The organism is Bacillus sp. FSL M7-0558 (genome assembly GCF_038003245.1).
GTDB classification, from domain to species: Bacteria; Bacillota; Bacilli; order Bacillales; family Bacillaceae; genus Bacillus; species Bacillus pumilus.
Window position 1 is genome coordinate 1,484,010 of record NZ_JBBOOU010000001.1, and the last position, 18,714, is coordinate 1,502,723.

15 protein-coding genes are annotated in these 18,714 nt (G+C 39.9%); all 15 read left to right on the forward strand.

From position 1 onward, the window contains the following. Positions 1–167 precede the first annotated feature (167 nt). The 15 genes from MHB79_RS07390 (at position 168) to sigE (ending at position 18,621) form a co-directional block, all read left to right on the forward strand. The gene (locus MHB79_RS07390; protein WP_340990579.1) at positions 168–1,643 is read left to right on the forward strand and encodes a UDP-N-acetylmuramoyl-L-alanyl-D-glutamate--2,6-diaminopimelate ligase; all 1,476 of its coding nucleotides are present in this window, start codon (positions 168–170) and stop codon (positions 1,641–1,643) included. Positions 1,644–1,778: 135 nt separating this feature from the next. Continuing rightward, on the forward strand, positions 1,779–2,753 hold the full coding sequence (gene mraY, locus MHB79_RS07395; protein ID WP_003211854.1) for a phospho-N-acetylmuramoyl-pentapeptide-transferase: 975 nt from the start codon (positions 1,779–1,781) through the stop codon (positions 2,751–2,753). Positions 2,754–2,762: 9 nt separating this feature from the next. After that, positions 2,763–4,109: a UDP-N-acetylmuramoyl-L-alanine--D-glutamate ligase gene (gene murD / locus MHB79_RS07400; RefSeq protein ID WP_412056549.1), complete on the forward strand. Its 1,347-nt coding sequence runs from the start codon at positions 2,763–2,765 to the stop codon at positions 4,107–4,109. 59 nt (positions 4,110–4,168) lie between these two features. Then, positions 4,169–5,269 carry a stage V sporulation protein E gene (gene spoVE / locus MHB79_RS07405; protein WP_003212197.1) on the forward strand — a complete coding sequence of 367 codons (1,101 nt, stop codon included), beginning with the start codon at positions 4,169–4,171 and terminating at the stop codon, positions 5,267–5,269. Between the two features lie 197 nt (positions 5,270–5,466). Then, positions 5,467–6,561 carry an undecaprenyldiphospho-muramoylpentapeptide beta-N-acetylglucosaminyltransferase gene (gene murG / locus MHB79_RS07410; RefSeq protein WP_003212323.1) on the forward strand — a complete coding sequence of 365 codons (1,095 nt, stop codon included), beginning with the start codon at positions 5,467–5,469 and terminating at the stop codon, positions 6,559–6,561. 31 nt (positions 6,562–6,592) lie between these two features. Further along, on the forward strand, positions 6,593–7,504 hold the full coding sequence (gene murB, locus MHB79_RS07415; RefSeq protein WP_003212095.1) for a UDP-N-acetylmuramate dehydrogenase: 912 nt from the start codon (positions 6,593–6,595) through the stop codon (positions 7,502–7,504). 127 nt (positions 7,505–7,631) lie between these two features. Continuing rightward, on the forward strand, positions 7,632–8,411 hold the full coding sequence (locus MHB79_RS07420; RefSeq protein WP_050945098.1) for a cell division protein FtsQ/DivIB: 780 nt from the start codon (positions 7,632–7,634) through the stop codon (positions 8,409–8,411). Beyond that, positions 8,408–9,097 (forward strand): DUF881 domain-containing protein, encoded by a 690-nt coding sequence (locus tag MHB79_RS07425; RefSeq protein WP_003211621.1) that lies wholly within the window; start codon positions 8,408–8,410, stop codon positions 9,095–9,097. Before MHB79_RS07420 ends, MHB79_RS07425 begins: the two co-directional genes overlap by 4 nt. 20 nt (positions 9,098–9,117) lie before the next feature. Next, positions 9,118–9,843, forward strand: coding sequence for a DUF881 domain-containing protein (locus MHB79_RS07430; RefSeq protein ID WP_050945097.1), 726 nt, complete (start codon positions 9,118–9,120; stop codon positions 9,841–9,843). Then, positions 9,843–10,211, forward strand: a complete 369-nt coding sequence (locus MHB79_RS07435) for a small basic family protein (protein WP_003210988.1) — start codon at positions 9,843–9,845, stop codon at positions 10,209–10,211. The genes MHB79_RS07430 and MHB79_RS07435 overlap by 1 nt, the downstream gene beginning before the upstream one ends. A 159-nt stretch (positions 10,212–10,370) precedes the next feature. Next, on the forward strand, positions 10,371–11,702 hold the full coding sequence (ftsA, locus tag MHB79_RS07440) for a cell division protein FtsA (RefSeq protein ID WP_003210781.1): 1,332 nt from the start codon (positions 10,371–10,373) through the stop codon (positions 11,700–11,702). Positions 11,703–11,735: 33 nt separating this feature from the next. Continuing rightward, the gene (gene ftsZ / locus MHB79_RS07445; RefSeq protein ID WP_003211613.1) at positions 11,736–12,881 is read left to right on the forward strand and encodes a cell division protein FtsZ; all 1,146 of its coding nucleotides are present in this window, start codon (positions 11,736–11,738) and stop codon (positions 12,879–12,881) included. Between the two features lie 291 nt (positions 12,882–13,172). Then, a complete protein-coding gene (locus tag MHB79_RS07450; protein WP_340989419.1) occupies positions 13,173–16,676 on the forward strand; it encodes a S8 family serine peptidase in 3,504 nt (1,167 codons plus the stop codon). Between the two features lie 237 nt (positions 16,677–16,913). Continuing rightward, complete coding sequence (gene spoIIGA / locus MHB79_RS07455) at positions 16,914–17,843, forward strand: sigma-E processing peptidase SpoIIGA (protein WP_003211533.1); 930 nt, start codon at positions 16,914–16,916, stop codon at positions 17,841–17,843. A gap of 58 nt (positions 17,844–17,901) precedes the next feature. Then, a complete protein-coding gene (gene sigE, locus MHB79_RS07460; protein ID WP_003211142.1) occupies positions 17,902–18,621 on the forward strand; it encodes an RNA polymerase sporulation sigma factor SigE in 720 nt (239 codons plus the stop codon). Positions 18,622–18,714: the final 93 nt, after the last annotated feature.

The window sequence follows — 18,714 nt, forward strand, 5'->3', positions numbered from 1 at the left end:
TTGTTGAAAGAGAAGGCCAGTTTGAAAAAAAGAGTCCAAAGTGTGTTTTTTCCAACAGAAACTTAAGGAATACGCTGGATGTATCCTTTTTTTTACGATAAAATATAGACTGTGTGTTTTTTTCACAAGACATGCACGTGAACGAATTTGAGAGGTTTGATATGAAAATGAAATTACAAGAACTGCTTACATACTTTAAAAGTGAAAACAACGAATTGATAAACGAAAATCCTGATATCACTTCCATTGAAATGGATTCAAGAGAGGTGAAAAAGGGAAGCCTTTTTGTCTGTATAAAAGGTTATACAGTAGATGGACACGATTATGCTGAAAAAGCGGTGAAAAGCGGGGCTGCTGCCATTGTAGCAGAACACCCTCTTAACATAACAGAGGTACCAGTCATTATTGTGAAACACTCTCAAAGAGCACTTGCAAGAATAGCTGATGCGTTTTATGAACAGCCCACTCATAAGCTGAATCTCATCGGGATCACAGGCACAAACGGAAAAACCTCAACAACACACATGATCGAACAAATGATGAGAAAAGCCGAGAAGAAAACAGGTTTAATCGGTACGATGTATATGAAGGTGAATGATGACATTCTCGACGTGAAAAACACCACACCTGAAAGTGTCACACTTCAAAAAACGTTTAAACAGATGCTTGATCAAGATGTAGACACAGCCATCATGGAAGTATCATCACATGCCCTCCATCTTGGCAGGGTGCATGGATGTGACTATGATATTGCTGTTTTCACAAATCTTACGCAGGACCATCTTGACTACCACAACACAATGGAAGAATATAAACATGCGAAAAGCTTGCTGTTTTCTCAGCTCGGAAGTGCCTTTCATCACAATAAACCGAAGCATGCGATTTTAAATGCAGATGATGAGGCTTCGAGTTATTTTGAAAAAGTCACAGCTGCTGAAATCATGACGTATGCCCTAGAGCGAAAAGCAGATGTCATGGCAAAAAATATTCAAATCATGCCGAAGGGAACTCAATTTGATTTGGTCACTCCAATCGGCACCAAGAAAGTGACGGTTGCCCTCGTCGGAAAGTTCAATGTGTATAATATCCTCGCAGCGGTATCAGTTGGGATCGTATCTGGCTTAACATTTGAGACGATCGTGAGTGCGATTGAAGAGCTGGAAGGAGTCAAGGGCAGATTTGAGCTTGTAAACTGCGATCAAGACTTCCCTGTCATCGTCGATTACGCACATACACCTGATAGTTTAGAAAATGTCCTCACAACATGTAAAGAATTAACAGAGGGCAAAATTTTCTGCGTGATTGGCTGCGGCGGCGACCGTGATAAAACAAAGCGTCCTCAAATGGCTCAAATCGCTGTGAAATATGCAGATGAACCTGTATTTACATCAGACAACCCAAGAAGCGAAGATCCTTCAGCCATTTTAAAAGATATGGAAAACGGGGTACCAGACGCATATTATCATAGCTTTGTGAATCGAAAACAAGCGATCTTCTTTGCCATTGCCAATGCGAAAAAAGGCGATACAGTCTTAATAGCCGGTAAAGGCCATGAGACCTATCAAATTATTGACGATCAAGTCTATGACTTTGATGATGCAAAGGTTGCTATTGACGCTATTTTAGATCTAAACAAATCTTAAAATAATGAAAAGAGTGTAATGAAATGAAGCATTTTGTACAAAAACAACATACGAAGAACGCGAATGAATACCATAATAATGAATGCAATTTTCTGATGGAAAACGGCTTTGGAAATTCGGAAGGAGTAAAGAACGATGCTTGAACAGGTGATATTGTTTACAATCATAATGGGATTTTTAATCAGTGTTCTTTTATCCCCGATTTTTATACCGTTTTTAAGAAGACTAAAATTTGGTCAAAGTATTAGAGAAGAGGGCCCGCAGTCCCACCAAAAGAAATCTGGTACGCCGACAATGGGCGGCATCATGATTATCTTTTCTATCACTATTACAACAATTGTGATGATCAACAAATTTTCTGAGATTAGTCCAGAAATGTTTTTACTGTTATTTGTCACACTTGGTTACGGCCTATTAGGATTTTTAGATGATTATATTAAAGTAGCGATGAAACGAAATCTTGGATTAACATCGAAACAGAAATTAATCGGTCAAATTGTGATCGCTGTGATCTTTTATGCAGTTTTCCATTATTATCAGTTTGCAACGACGATTCGCATTCCAGGAACAGACGTCAGCTTTGATTTAGGATGGGCTTACTTTATCCTTGTTGTTTTCATGCTTGTCGGAGGTTCTAATGCCGTAAACTTAACAGATGGACTGGATGGCCTCTTATCTGGAACCGCTGCTATTGCTTTCGGAGCATTTGCTATACTGGCTTGGAATCAATCCCAGTATGATGTGGCGATCTTTTCAGTAGCTGTTGCAGGAGCCGTTCTTGGCTTCCTTGTGTTTAACGCACATCCTGCAAAAGTATTTATGGGTGATACAGGTTCTCTAGCATTAGGCGGAGCCATTGTAGCAATTGCGATTTTAACGAAGCTTGAAATTTTACTTGTCATTATTGGTGGAGTATTTGTTGTTGAGACGTTATCCGTTATTCTTCAAGTCATCTCCTTTAAAACAACCGGCAAAAGAATCTTTAAGATGAGTCCGCTTCATCACCACTATGAGTTAGTTGGCTGGTCAGAGTGGAGAGTAGTTGTCACCTTCTGGACAGCTGGTTTATTACTTGCTGTTTTAGGAATTTACATCGAGGTGTGGTTATAATTGAATAAGATGCAAATGTTAAAAAACGAACATGTACTAGTATTAGGTCTTGCTAAAAGCGGATATGCGGCAGCTTCAATTCTTCATGAACATGGAGTAAATGTGACGGTAAATGATCAAAAACCGTTTGAAGAAAATGAACCTGCTCAGCTACTTTCTGAAAAGGGGATTGATGTCATTTGTGGCAGTCATCCTCTTCGTATATTCGAAGATAAAGACATTACAATTTTAATTAAAAATCCAGGCATTCCATATGAAAATGTGATGGTTCAAGAAGCGCTTCGCCGCCAAATTCCAGTTTGGACGGAAATAGAATTAGCGTATCATTTAACCTCATCTCCTTTTATTGGGATTACTGGATCGAATGGAAAAACCACTACCACGACATTGATTTATGAAATGCTGAAACAAGACAGCAAAAAAACATTAGTGGCGGGTAATATTGGAACAGTTGCCAGTGAAGTCGCTGCAAATGCAGCTGGCGATGAGTGGATCGTAACAGAACTCTCTTCTTTTCAGTTAATGGGAACAGTTGAATTTAGACCTAAAATCAGCTTAATATTAAATATTTTTGATGCACATTTAGATTATCACCACACTCGTGATGAATATGAAAAAGCAAAGCAGAAAGTATTCGCACATCAACAAGAAGATGACATCGCTGTAATTAACCTAGATGATCCTTCCGTTGTAAAACTAGCAGAAGGTTCAAAAGCAAAAAAAGTGTTTTTCTCAGTGAAAGAGCCAGTAGAACATGGTGCGTTTATTCAACATGGTGCAATTTACTACATGAATGAACATATCATTGATGTAAAGGATGTTGTCCTTCCTGGTGAGCATAATCAAGAAAACATTCTGGCAGCTATTTGTGTTGTAAAAAATGCAGGCTGCTCAAATGAAGCGATCACACGCGTACTCACCACATTTGGTGGGGTGAAGCATCGTCTGCAATTTGTAGATACAATTCAGAGTCGGAAATTTTATAACGATAGCAAGGCGACCAATATACTGGCAACAACTAAAGCATTGTCAGCCTTCGAACAACCGACTATTTTATTAGCAGGTGGACTTGATCGAGGCAATGAATTTGATGAGTTGAAACCTTTTATGAAACATGTCAAAGGAATTATCACATTTGGTGAGACTGCACCTAAGTTTGTGAAGCTTGGTGAAGAGCTTGGAATACATCACGTAAAACATGTCGATAATGTTGAACAAGCAGTACCTGCGGCGTTTAACATATCTGAAGAAGAAGACGTGATTTTATTATCTCCGGCTTGTGCAAGCTGGGATCAACATAAAACATTTGAAGAACGTGGAGACATGTTTGTAAACGCCGTGCATATGCTTAAATAAGGGCTTGTCTCTCATATGACTGACAGCCCAAATGAAATTATGCTTGGGGTGTCGGTCTCTTGACGAATAAGAAAACTTCTCCGGATTTTTTGCTTGTTGTCATTACGTTACTTTTATTGACGATTGGTTTAATTATGGTGTACAGCGCTAGTGCAGTGTGGGCATCGTATAAATTTGATGATTCGTTTTATTTTGCAAAAAGACAGCTTTTGTTTGCCGGAATCGGAGTTATCGCAATGTTTTTCATTATGCGAGTCGATTATTGGACGTGGCGGACTTGGTCAAAGATATTGATTGCTGTTTGTTTTCTCCTTTTGCTGCTTGTACTTATTCCTGGTATCGGTATGGAGAGAAATGGATCAAGAAGCTGGATCGGTGTCGGTGCGTTTAGTATTCAGCCCTCTGAATTTATGAAGCTTGCGATGATTGCGTTTCTTGCAAAATTCTTATCTGAAAAGCAAAAAAATATCACATCCTTTCGAAAAGGTTTTGCCCCAGCTTTAGGCATTGTATTTTCTGCATTTGCCATCATCATGCTTCAACCGGATCTGGGAACAGGAACGGTGATGGTTGGAACCTGTATTATTATGATATTTGTTTCAGGTGCGAGAATTGCTCACTTTATATTTCTCGGTCTTATAGGGCTCAGCGGGTTCGCTGCACTTGTCTTATCAGCACCCTACCGAATAAAACGAATTACATCTTATTTAAATCCTTGGGAAGATCCACTAGGCAGTGGGTTTCAAATTATTCAGTCCTTATACGCTGTTGGTCCAGGTGGTCTGTTCGGAATGGGACTTGGTCAAAGTAGACAAAAATTCTTCTATTTACCTGAGCCCCAAACGGACTTCATCTTTGCGATATTGTCTGAAGAGCTTGGCTTTATAGGGGGATCACTCATTTTACTCCTCTTTAGTGTTCTATTATGGAGAGGCATACGAATAGCACTTGGAGCCCCAGACTTATATGGGAGTTTCCTAGCAGTTGGTATTATTTCAATGGTTGCCATTCAAGTAATGATTAACATCGCAGTTGTCACTGGACTTATTCCTGTGACAGGTATCACGCTCCCATTCCTTAGTTATGGCGGCTCATCATTGACATTAATGCTGATGGCGATTGGCGTACTTCTTAATGTCAGCAGGTACGCAAGATATTAGCGTGCTGAAGCTAATGAAACCATGTTGACGTTTATTTTGCAAAAGTATAAAAAAATGATTTGAAGAGTGAAAATGACAGTTTTTGTTTCGAAAACGTTTATTTTGACTCTTCTTTACAGGTTTTAATGAAGCCCTGTTGTTTAAAACAGGGTTTATACTTTGTTCAGAGCAGAAAAAAATTGAGGGGAAATGGTATAATGCGTATAGTAATCAGTGGAGGCGGAACAGGCGGACATATTTATCCGGCCTTAGCCTTTATTAAAGAAGTGAAAAGACTGCATCCTGATGTGGAATTTTTATATATCGGTACTGAAAATGGACTTGAAAAGAAAATTGTAGAAAGAGAAAATATCCCTTTCAAGGCAATAGAAATTTCAGGTTTTAAACGAAAGCTTTCCTTTGATAACGTCAAAACGGTGATGAGATTTTTAAAAGGCGTTCAAAAAAGCAAATCTTACTTAAAAGAATTCAAGCCTGATGCGGTTATTGGAACAGGCGGTTATGTGTGTGGGCCTGTTGTTTATGCGGCTTCTAAGCTGAAGATCCCGACCATTATACACGAACAAAACAGCCTGCCTGGTATTACAAATAAGTTCCTAGCGAGATATGTTAATAGGGTAGCCATATGCTTTGATGAGGCAAAGGCACATTTTCCTTCTGAAAAGGTTGTATTTACGGGAAACCCTAGAGCCTCTGAAGTCGTCTCTATAAAAGAGGGGAAATCTCTTAAAGAATTTGGGCTCGATGAAAAGAAAAAAACGGTTCTTATTTTCGGCGGGAGTCGAGGTGCTGCTCCTATCAATAGAGCAGTGATCGAAATGCAAGATGATTTAAAGGCTAAAAACTACCAGCTTTTATATATCACAGGTGAGGTTCATTATGAAAAAGTGTTGAATGAACTAAAGGAAAAAGGTGCAGCACCTAATATGATCACCAAACCTTTCTTGCATCAAATGCCAGAGTACCTGAAATCGATCGATGTGATTGTTGCAAGAGCAGGAGCTACAACAATTGCTGAAGTAACGGCTCTTGGAATCCCAACCATTTTTATTCCGAGCCCATACGTGACGGCAAATCATCAGGAAATCAATGCAAGATCACTTGAAAAACATGATGCTGCGATTGTTTTAAGAGAATCAGAGCTTTCAGGAGATCGTTTGCTGCATGCCATTGATGAAATTGCTGGTAATGAAGAAAAACTCAACCAAATGAGCCGTTTAACGAAAGAACTCGGAGTACCAGATGCGGCTACACGTTTATATAATGTGTTAAAAGAAATTACAACTACATGATGGAATGATATTAGGTAAGGCGGAGGGTAATATGGAGAACTTGAAGAATGAATTATTAGAAGCGCAAGTTGGTAAAGTACTTGAAAATGAGCCGCTTGCAAATCATACAACAATGAAAATAGGCGGACCAGCAGATCTTTTGATCATCCCAAAAGATATCGATGCAGTGAAAACGATCATGGATCATGTGAAAAAACACCATACGAATTGGACGGTCATTGGAAGAGGATCTAATTTACTTGTCCTGGATAAGGGAATTCGAGGAGTTGTCCTAAAGTTAGGTGCTGGACTGGATCACCTAACTGTAAATGATGAAGAAATTACAGTAGGCGGCGGCTACTCTGTCGTAAGGCTCGCGACATCACTTAGTAAACAGGGGCTTTCAGGACTGGAATTCGCAGCTGGTATTCCGGGATCTATTGGAGGCGCTGTTTATATGAACGCAGGTGCACATGGATCTGATATCAGTAAGATTCTTGTGAAAGCCAGAATCTTATTTGAAGATGGAAGCATCGAGTGGCTCACAAATGAACAAATGAATTTTAGCTATCGAACGTCAGTCCTACAAAAGGAACGACCTGGCATTGTTCTAGAAGCTGTGTTTAAGCTCAAGCAGGATGACCGCGAAAAAATCACAAAGAAGATGCAGCAAAATAAAGATTATCGTAAAGAAACTCAGCCTTATAACCGGCCATGTGCTGGCAGTATTTTTCGAAATCCGCTGCCTGAATATGCAGGACAGCTTGTAGAAAAAGCGAATTTAAAAGGATACCAAATCGGCGGAGCTAGAATTTCTGATATGCACGGCAACTTTATTGTCAACGCTGGTGGAGCAACTGCTCAAGACGTGCTGGACTTAATTCAGTTCATCCAAAAGAAAATTAAAGAAGACTACAACGTAGAGATGCATACAGAAGTAGAAATTATCGGTGAAGAAAATTAACAGCTAGTTTTTATGAATGATGGCATCTGAGGAAAACAAACGGCATGAAAGAATGCCGTTTGTTTTCTCATCAAAATGATGACCCAAAGGTGTGGACAAGCAGCTTTGAATGAGGTGAAGAGTATATATGCGGCCTGATCATGAAAATGAAAAGATCGTCAATATAGAAGAGCGAATTCCTAAAATTAAAGAACAAAGGAAGCAAAAAGCGAATCGGAGACTGATCTCTTTTATACTACTGTTTTTTATCATGGTTTTAATTATTATTTATTTGCAGACACCTATCAGCAAAATTTCTTCTTTAACCATCACAGGTAACGAGCATGTCTCAACAAAACAGCTTGTTAAACTTTCACAAATTAAAGAAGGCGAAACAGAGTTTTGGAATTTAAATAAAGATTTAACAGCAGATCATTTGAAACAAAATAAATTGATTAAAAGTGTCAGTATCAAAAAGCATTTCCCAAATAAAGTGAGTATTGCTGTCAAAGAATATGCAAATATTGCGTATCTTCAAAAGGGAAATCTATATTATGAGCTTCTTGAAAATGGGACCGCTTTACCAGAAGAAGTGACACCGAGTCATGCAGGACCTATTTTTGTCGATTGGGACAATAAGGAGAAGCTGAAGCAAACTGTTAAATCTTTAAATCAACTACCAGCCTCTATTCAGGAGCTCATCTCAGAAATATATTATGTGCCGACCAATTCAAACAAGTGGCTAGTTAAATTTTATATGAATGACGGAAACACTGTGATTGCATCAATTAAAACATTCGGTGATAAAATGAAAACCTATCCAGCCATTGTAAAAGAACTTTCATCATCTGAAAAAGGCACAATCCATATGGAAGTCGCTACGTATTTCGAAGCGTTTAAATCTAAGAAAAAGGAAGATGAGCGTTGAGAGGCAAAACAGTTATATTCTCGATTGTCATGCTTGTTCTTGGTTTTCTGATTTCTTTTTCATACCAATATACAAAGCAGCATCAGGCAGATGTCATTCGAACAGAGCAATGGAAAAAAGAATACTCTCTGAAAAGTCAGCTCACAACGCAAGAAAAGGCGAATCAGAAACTCGAAAAAGAATTATATAGTCTTCAATCAAAGGTACAAGCAACTGAGTCCAATTTGAAAAATGAAAAAGAGCAATATTTTAATGTGCTGGAAGATGTTGAGAAATATAGAATGTTTACAGGAGAGATCGGTGTAAAAGGAAAAGGGGTAAAAGTGTCTCTTGAAGATGCATCTTATATCCCGAGTGGACAAAATGTTAATAATTACATTGTGCATGAGAGCCACATTTTTCATGTGATAAACGAACTATTTATATCAGGGGCTTCTGCTGTATCTATTAATGGGCAAAGAATCACACACCAATCATACATACATTGTAACGGTCCAGTTGTCACAGTAGATGGTGTTCAGCATCCAGCACCATTTGTTATATCTGCTATTGGTGATCCAGCTGTGTTAATACCTGCTTTAAATATTGCAGGGGGAGTGGTCGATCAGCTGACAAGTGATCACATTTCAATGACGATCGAGAAAACGGATATTCGTATGAACCCTCTTTTAAGAAACAAAGATTAAAAGTGAAAAGGTGAGTGGTGTTGAGGAAAAAGAAGCCTTTACTTAGTTTAACAGCTTTAATGATCATATTTGGCATCATGGTCTCCATCCAATTTAATTCCTTACAAAAGCCCAAAGTTCGTGATACTCGTGATGTGTGGGAACTGAGAGAGGATTTATCTGCATCTAAAAGTAAGGAATTGGATTTGCTCAAAGAAATTGATAAATACGACGAGATGCTAAAAAAATATGGTCTTCAAGGAGACCGATCAAAAGAAGCACAATTAACAAAAACATTAAAGGATTTAAAAGAAAAGGCTGGTTTTACAGAAGTGGAAGGGGAGGGGATTGAAATTGAAATATCTCAGCTTTTTTCCAAGGACCTTACCGGAGAAGAAGTGAAAAATATCCCACCTGATCTTCTGAAAAAGTTAATGAATGAAGCCAATATGTTTGGGGCAAAACATATTTCCATCAATGATCGCCGTGTCATTAACACAAGTGTGATTCGAGATATTAATGGCACGACAAAAATGGATGGCTACAGCTTAGATAGTGATGAAGTCACCATTAAAATGATTAGTGAGCAGGCCGACAAATTATACAGCCGTTTAATTGTATCAGATATTGGTGATTTGTTTGCTCAGGAAAACTTCAGCTTGAGTATGAGCCAGCCGAAGAAAAAAATCCACTTAAAAGCATATGATGGTGCAATTCAAGTAAACGAATTGAAGCCTCTTGATGATGTAAAGGAGGGAAAATCTTAATGTGGCTTCCTGTTCTTGGCTTAATCATAGGAGTTGCGATCGGTTTCTTAACTAATTTTACGATACCGAATGAGTATTCTAATTATCTTTCCCTCGCTGTACTTGCTGCGCTTGACACATTGATTGGTGGAATCCGGGCACATCTGCAAGGGGCATACGATGAACTAGTGTTTGTATCAGGCTTCTTCTTTAATATTATACTGGCAATAAGTTTAGCTTTTCTGGGCGTCCATCTTGGTGTAGACTTATACTTAGTCGGAATGTTTGCATTCGGCGTTAGATTGTTTCAAAATATAGCAGTTATTAGAAGAATTCTCCTAACAAAATGGACAATTTCTAGAGAAAAAAAGAAAAAAAGTGAGTCATAAAAAAGGATATACATATGATGTAACGAATATTTTCAGTAATCCTAATAAAAAATGTTGATTTTTTAAGTTTTGTTACACACTTGTAAAAACACATTCATTGTATTGTTGTTCAGCAAATAATAGAATAGAAAGTATTGATATGTGAGGAGGTGCCATAGAATGAACAACAATGAAATTTACGTCAGCCTTGACATCGGTACATCCAATATAAAAGTCATCGTCGGAGAAATGGCGGATGATTCGCTTAACATTATAGGTGTTGGAAATGTCCCTTCAGAGGGGTTAAAAAAAGGATCGATTGTTGATATAGATGAGACAGTTCATTCTATTAGACAAGCATTTGAACAGGCTGAGAGAATGGTAGGTTTTCCTTTACAAAAGGCGATTGTCGGAATTAACGGAAACCACATTCATATTCAGAATACGAGCGGCGTAGTCGCAGTATCTAGTGAAAACAAAGAAATACATGCTGAAGATGTGAGACGTGTCTTAGATGCTGCACAAGTAGTATCTATTCCTCAAGAACATCTCGTCGTAGACGTGATTCCGAGACAATTTATCGTCGACGGAAGAGATGAGATCACAGATCCGAAAAAAATGCTTGGTGTTCGGCTAGAGGTGGAAGGATCGTTAATTACAGGTTCTAAAACGATTCTACATAACTGGCTCCGATGTGTAGAAAGAGCTGGAATTGAAATACTGGATATATGCTTGCAGCCACTCGCATCGGGCTCGGCAGCATTATCGAAAGATGAAAAAAATCTTGGGGTAGCTCTTGTCGATATTGGCGGCGGATCTACAACGATTTCCGTATTTGAAAACGGGCATCTCTATTCTACTCACAGTATCCCTTTGGGCGGAGAGAACATAACAAAAGATTTGTCTATAGGACTTAGAACTTCCACTGAAGAAGCTGAACGAATCAAAAAACAATTTGGGCATGCGTTTTATGATGAGGCATCGACTGAGGAGACATTTGAAGTTTCTGTGATCGGTACCGATCAAAAACAAACGTATACACAAATTGATGCGGCTAACATTATTGAAGCGCGGCTGGAAGAAATCCTGCTCTTTGTGGCAGAGGAATTAAGAAATATGGGTGTCCATGATTTGCCTGGTGGATTCGTTCTAACAGGTGGACAGGCAGCCATTCCAGGTATCCTTTCTCTTGCACAAACAGTCTTGCAAAACAATGTCAGGATTGCAAGTCCGAATTATATCGGGGTGAGAGAGCCTCAATATATGACAGGAGTGGGTCTGATCCACTTTGCTTATCGCAATGCAAAGATTCAGGGCAGACAAGTTGGATTCCAAATGCCAGATGAGGCGTTTCATGAAGTAGGCGCATCCATGGAGCCGGTTTCTTCTGCACCACAAGTGAAAGAAGCGCAGCCAAGACCGAAAGTAAAACAAAAAGCACAACAAGCACAACAAGAGACAAATAAAAAACCGGGCAAAATGAAAAAACTATTTAATATGTTCTGGGAATAGAATTAGATTTTCGACGGATTAGGAGGATTCAGCATGTTGGAGTTTGAAACAAATATAGACGGCCTAGCATCAATTAAAGTAATCGGAGTAGGTGGCGGCGGGAATAACGCTGTCAACCGAATGATTGAAAATGACGTACAAGGTGTCGATTTTATTGCAGTCAATACTGATGCACAGGCGTTAAATCTATCAAAAGCAGAAACTAAAATGCAAATCGGTGCTAAGCTGACAAGAGGGCTTGGAGCAGGTGCGAATCCTGAAGTCGGTAAAAAAGCTGCTGAGGAAAGCAAAGAGCAGATTGAAGAAGTATTAAAAGGCGCAGACATGGTCTTCGTTACAGCTGGTATGGGCGGTGGAACTGGTACGGGTGCTGCACCTGTCATTGCAAAAATCGCAAAAGATTCTGGTGCATTGACAGTTGGAGTTGTGACTCGTCCTTTCACATTTGAAGGAAGAAAGCGTCAGCTTCAAGCAGTTGAAGGAATTGCTTCTATGAAAGAAGCCGTTGACACATTAATCGTGATTCCAAACGATCGCTTGCTTGAAATTGTTGATAAAAACACGCCAATGCTGGAAGCATTCCGCGCGGCAGATAACGTGCTTAGACAAGGTGTTCAAGGGATTTCAGATTTAATTGCAACACCAGGTCTGATTAACCTTGACTTTGCTGACGTGAAAACCATCATGTCCAATAAAGGTTCAGCTCTTATGGGTATTGGTGTCGCAACAGGTGAAAACCGTGCTGCGGAAGCCGCGAAGAAAGCCATTTCCTCACCACTTCTAGAAACAGCAATCGATGGTGCTCAAGGTGTCATCATGAACATTACGGGTGGAACGAACCTAAGTCTTTATGAAGTGCAAGAAGCGGCGGATATTGTGGCTTCTGCATCTGACGAAGATGTAAACATGATTTTCGGGTCTGTCATCAATGATAACTTGAAGGATGAAATTGTGGTGACTGTGATCGCTACTGGATTTATTGAGCAAGAACCAGAAGTGACAAAATCACAAAGAAACCCATTAGGACAAGGATTAAAGCAAAATCAATCCATTCCTCAAAAACGTGAAGTAAAACGTGAAGAACATCAACAGCCATCATCTCAGCCAAGACAAAATACACAATCAAGTGATGATACGCTAGACATTCCAACGTTCTTACGCAACCGCAATAAACGCTAATCGAGTATAGCTTAACCCCTTCCATTGGAAGGGGTTTTTTTATGTCTCAACTTATAAGGGTTTCTAATCAAAAAGTCATAAATACGTGAAAGCTACTTCAATTTCCATATGTAATTTGACTTATGGTGTTTAAGAAAAAAGAATCATTTTTACCCCCTCTTACAAAAAACGACAAAATGATGAACTTTATTTGACTACATTAAATAGAACACCATGAATCTTGTCATGAACAACAGAAGGAAAGGAGTGGGACCTATACTCTGTTTGGACATTTGAGGAGGAGGGATTTGATTGAAATTGAAGTTTCGCAAGACCGCCGGCTATCGTTTGATGAGTCTTTTGGTGATTGGTACTTTAACGATGACAAGCTTTGGGACGGTTCAAGCAACATCGACTTCTACCTCATATCAGGAGGAAGCTGTCTCCTCTAAGACTACAAAAGCAAAGATCTCATCTAGATTAATGAAGCAGTTTCAGCAGGATGATCAGGTGACTTTTTTAATCAAAATGAAAGAGCAAACAAATACGCAAAATGTGGCGAAGGAAGCGGTGATCAAAGCCAAAAAACAGAAATTAACAGCGGCTAAAACGCAATACACAAAAAGATCAGCTGTCGTATCCGAATTAAGAGCAACGTCTGAAAAGACGCAGGAAGCGCTCCTTACGTATTTACAAAAGGAACAAAAGAAAAAGCAAGTGAAGGAGATTCATTCGTACTATATTGTGAATGGTTTAGCGGTGACGGGAACGAAAGAAGTCATGGAAAAGGTGGCTGCCTTTCCAGAAGTAGATCAAGTGCTGCCAAATGAAACCCGTCAAATTCACCGGCCAGTTGATTTGAAGACGAAGCAGAAAAAACAAATGAAAGCAGTAGATGGAGTCGAGTGGAACATTTCTCAAGTTCATGCTCCAGAAGCGTGGGCTTTAGGTTATGACGGTACTGGTACAGTTGTGGCAAGTATTGATACAGGAGTGGAATGGGATCATCCTGCTTTAAAGGAAAAATACCGCGGATTTGATCCAGCACATCCGAATGAACCAACTCATGAATTCAATTGGTACGATGCTACGACAGGATCTGAAGCGCCATATGATGATTTAGAGCATGGTACACATGTAACGGGAACGATGGTTGGCTCTGAACCAGATGGAAAGAATCAAATCGGAGTCGCACCCGGCGCAAAATGGATTGCGGTGAAAGCTTTCTCAGAAGATGGTGGTTCAGATGCTGATCTGCTTGACGCAGGTGAGTGGATTTTAGCACCAAAAGATGAGGACGGAAACCCTCATCCAGAAAAGGCACCAGATGTCGTCAATAATTCTTGGGGCGGTGGGCCGGGTCTTGATGATTGGTATAAAGATGTGGTCAATGCCTGGAGAGCGGCGGACATCTTCCCAGAGTTTTCAGCGGGCAATACCGATTTATTTAACCCTGGTGGTGAGGGATCAATTGCAAATCCTGCGAACTATCAGGAGGTCTTTGCAACGGGTGCAACGGATCAAGATAATAAATTGGGGTCTTTCTCGCTGCAAGGTCCGTCTCCATATGGTGGCATGAAACCAGACATTGCCGCCCCAGGGGTAAACATTCGTTCATCCATTCCTGGGAAAGGGTATGAGGATGGCTGGAATGGGACGTCGATGGCTGGTCCGCATGTTTCAGCTGTTGTGGCTCTTCTTCGCCAAGTACAGTCAGATCTTTCTGTTGAAGAGATTGAACAAATTCTGATTGATACAGCGAAGCCGTTAACTGATCAGCAATTCCCGGAATCCCCAAACAATGGCTATGGGGCAGGTTTAGTTGATGCAAGAGAGGCGATTACGGCATTAACAGATGGAATCGGCATGATCGAAGGACAGGTGACAAACGAAGATGTTCATTTAGATGATATGAAAATAACAGATCAAGCCTTGACTCAAAAAGATAAGGCGGTACACCCACATAAGAAGCCTGCGAACATAAAAGAATTGAAAAAGGAAAAAAATCTAGCTGGTCCGTCCATCAAAGCTCTTCCAATGAAAGCGGAAATTAGTGTTCTTGAAAGCGGCAAGTCAACGTACACAGATGAAGCGACAGGGAGATATCAGCTTCCTCACAGTGCAGGAAAATTCACAGTGAAAGCGGAAGCTTACGGATTTGAATCACGCACACAAACCGTCCATATTTCTTCAAATAAAACGGCAGAGGCGAATTTCGCCTTACAGCCACTAAAGAAACGAACGATATCTGGCACAATTGCCAACGAAACAACGGGTGAAAAGATAAAGGATGCCACGGTTTATCTTGTAGAGGATGCGAAAATTAAGCCGGTGAAAACAAATGAATCTGGCGAATTTTCTCTAGAGGCATTGAGCGGTGTCTATACCGTCAAAGTATTTGCCAAAGGATTTAAAGGATATTCTTTTACAGCAGATGTGACAGAAAAGCCAGTTGGAAAAAACATTCAGCTAGAGCCATTCATCGGCTTTGCTGGGGAAATTGGCTACGATGATGGAACAGCTGAAAATGCGAGAGCCTTCTATGATCCTGGCAATGGCTGGGCTGTGAAGTTTTCACTAGAAAAGGGGAAGAAACAAGCGCAACTCACAGGAGGGCTTTTCCGTTTCTGGTCATCAGAGTGGCCAGCTCCTGGAGGGAATGAATTTGCAGTTGAAGTGTATGACGCTTCTGGGAAGAACGGAGCTCCAGGGGAGAAAATGGCAGGACCTCTAAAAGCAAAAGCGCTGCGTAATGGGGAATGGACAAAAGTAGATTTAGAAGATCAAGCCATTACGGTGGATGGGGATTTCTATCTTGTCTATATTCAAACGAAAAAGAATACGGAATCTCCAGGGCTTGCAACTGATGAAGATGGACCAAATGCTGAAAGAAGCTGGCAGCTGACAAGCGGTGCATTTTCTCCTTCTCCAAAAGAAGAGGGAAATTATATGATTCGTGCGCTTGTTGACTATGAAGCAGATGTGCCAGAGATTACATCTCCAAAGGCAGGCGTCATTACGAACAAAGATGAACTGGAGATTGAAGGCAAAGCCTCTCCTGGGCTTGATGTAGCGATCTATCAAAACGACGAAGAGATTGCCAAAGTGAAAGCAGATCAGTCAGGCGCCTTCAAAGAAAAGGTCACAGTTTCAAGTGGAGAGCATGTATTCACGGCTGCAACTGTTACGGATAAAGGTGCAACAAAACGATCTACACCAGTAAAGGTAATCATTGATCAAACAGCACCAGCGCTCACTATCGATACACCGAAAAAAGGGGAAAAGACGAATAAAGAATCGCTCACTGTAGAAGGAAAGGTCACAGATGATCATCTTGATCAAGTCACCGTAAATGGAAAAAAGGCAACCATAAAAGAAGGGAAGTATTCCGTAAGAATACTGCTTGAGAACGGAGAAAATACGATCAAGGTCACAGCGAAAGATGCAGCAGGAAACAAAACGACTAAAAAAATCAAGATCGATGTTCAATACGAGGCACCTGAAATTTCTAAGCTGACTCCAGCAGAGAATGTCCATCTGGCATCAGGGGAGTCTGTTAAAATTTCATTTCACAGTAGAGAAAAGCTAGACACAACGTTTGTCATTCACATGCCGCTGACAAACGCGAGATCAAAGCTTCAAAATACCACAGAGCTGCCGCTTCGCGAAGTATCGAGCGGAACGTATGAAGGTTACTGGACTGCTACTTCTACCGCTAAAGCAAAAGGTGCGGTCATTGAAGTAATTGTGCGAGATGATTATGGAAATGTCACAAGACAAAAAGCTTCAGGCACATTAAACATCAATGAAAAGTAACTTAAACAAAAGACACGACTTCTTGGAGCGTGTCTTTTTTCTTTCAACAATTGTTTGAAGGCTTGTCCAGAAGAATATTCTCTCTCATTCCTCGACAAAAACAATAACAATCCACCAAAAGTTCTCTATCATCCCCAACAAGAATTGACAGACTTCCATCTCATGACTGTTTTATACTGGTACAAACAAGTGCAAGTACTGCTTTTGATTCTTTGTTTCAGATGAAAGGAGCAGAAGGTGGTCATTTATTTAGATGTGATTTGGCTGTTAAACTTTTGTTTTGATCTATTGCTTCTCTTACTCACTGCATTTATTCTCAAACGACAAGTAAAAAAAAGGCGATATATGTTAGGAGCTCTCATTGGATCGAGCATTGTTCTCTTGCTCTTTACACCATTTGCAATGGTTGTGTCACACCCTTTAGGCAAACTACTTTTTTCTGTCTTCATTGTTCTTGCAACCTTTGGTTTTCAAAGATTTCGTTCCTTTTTTCAAAATCTGTTTGCTTTTTACTTTGTAACATTTTTGATGGGAGGAGGCATGATTGGGGTTCATTCATTTTTGCAAACCAATACAGTGATTCAAGATGGCCTGCTGATTTCACAAAATGATGGCTTTGGTGATCCGATTAGCTGGCTTTTTGTTTTAACTGGGTTTCCTGCGATTTGGCTGTTTTCAAAGAAAAGATTAGGCGAGGTGGGTACGAAAAAAAGACAGGTTGATGAACAAGTGCTTGTGGAAATACACATTCATGGAGAGACCATCCGTTTAAAGGGACTCGTCGATTCTGGCAACCAGCTGTATGATCCTATGACAAAAACACCTGTCATGATCGTCCAGGCCGACCAGCTAACGGCCATTTGCGGAGAGCCATTTATAGAGCTCATGAAACAGTCTCATCCTGTTGAAGTCATGCAAAAGATCGATGATCAATTTCCTCTTCTTGATCGATTAAGACTTGTTCCATATCGAGCGGTCGGTCATGATCACGGCTTTCTACTATGCCTAAAACCAGATACAGTCTTCATTTATTCAAAGACGCATATGATTCAGCCAGCTAAGTGTTTTGTTGGGTTGAGTCTCAGCGGTTTATCGGCAGATCAGGAATTTCAATCCATCATTCATCCAGATATGTTAGACGGGAAAATCATCCAGGGGGTGTCGTAGTTTTTGGTGATGTCTTTTATCTTACGAGGTCAACTTGACATTTAGAAGGGAGAAGAAGATGAAAAAATTAAAATTTAAACTCACTTACTACTGGTATAAACTCCTCATGAAGCTAGGTCTAAAGAGTGATGAAATTTATTATATTGGTGGAAGTGAAGCGCTCCCGCCTCCATTATCAAAGGATGAAGAGCAGGAGCTGCTTGTCAAATTACCAAAGGGTGATCAAACCGCAAGAGCGATTCTGATTGAAAGAAATTTGCGTTTAGTCGTTTACATCGCAAGAAAATTTGAAAACACAGGTATTAATATTGAGGATTTAATCAGTATCGGAACCATTGGTCTGATCAAAGCAGTCAATACATTTAACCCAGAAAAAAAGATCAAGCTTGCAACATATGCTTCGAGATGTATTGAAAATGAGATTTTGATGTACTTACGTCGAAATAATAAAATCCGGTCAGAAGTTTCGTTTGATGAGCCGCTCAACATTGATTGGGACGGAAATGAACTGCTTTTATCAGACGTACTTGGAACAGATGATGATATTATCACACGCGATATTGAAGCAAATGTGGATAAAAAATTGCTGAAAAAAGCGCTCGAGCAATTAAATGACCGCGAAAAGCAGATCATGGAACTAAGATTTGGCTTAATTGGTGGTGAGGAAAAAACCCAAAAAGATGTCGCTGACATGCTTGGGATTTCACAGTCTTATATTTCGAGGCTTGAAAAAAGAATTATTAAACGATTACAAAAAGAATTTAATAAAATGGTCTAAAAATTATTTTAAAAAAGCTCTGTCCCTGCACTGTCAAAGGAAACAATCTTTTTTTTCATGATTCTCGTCATCGCTCGTGCATATTTTTCCATC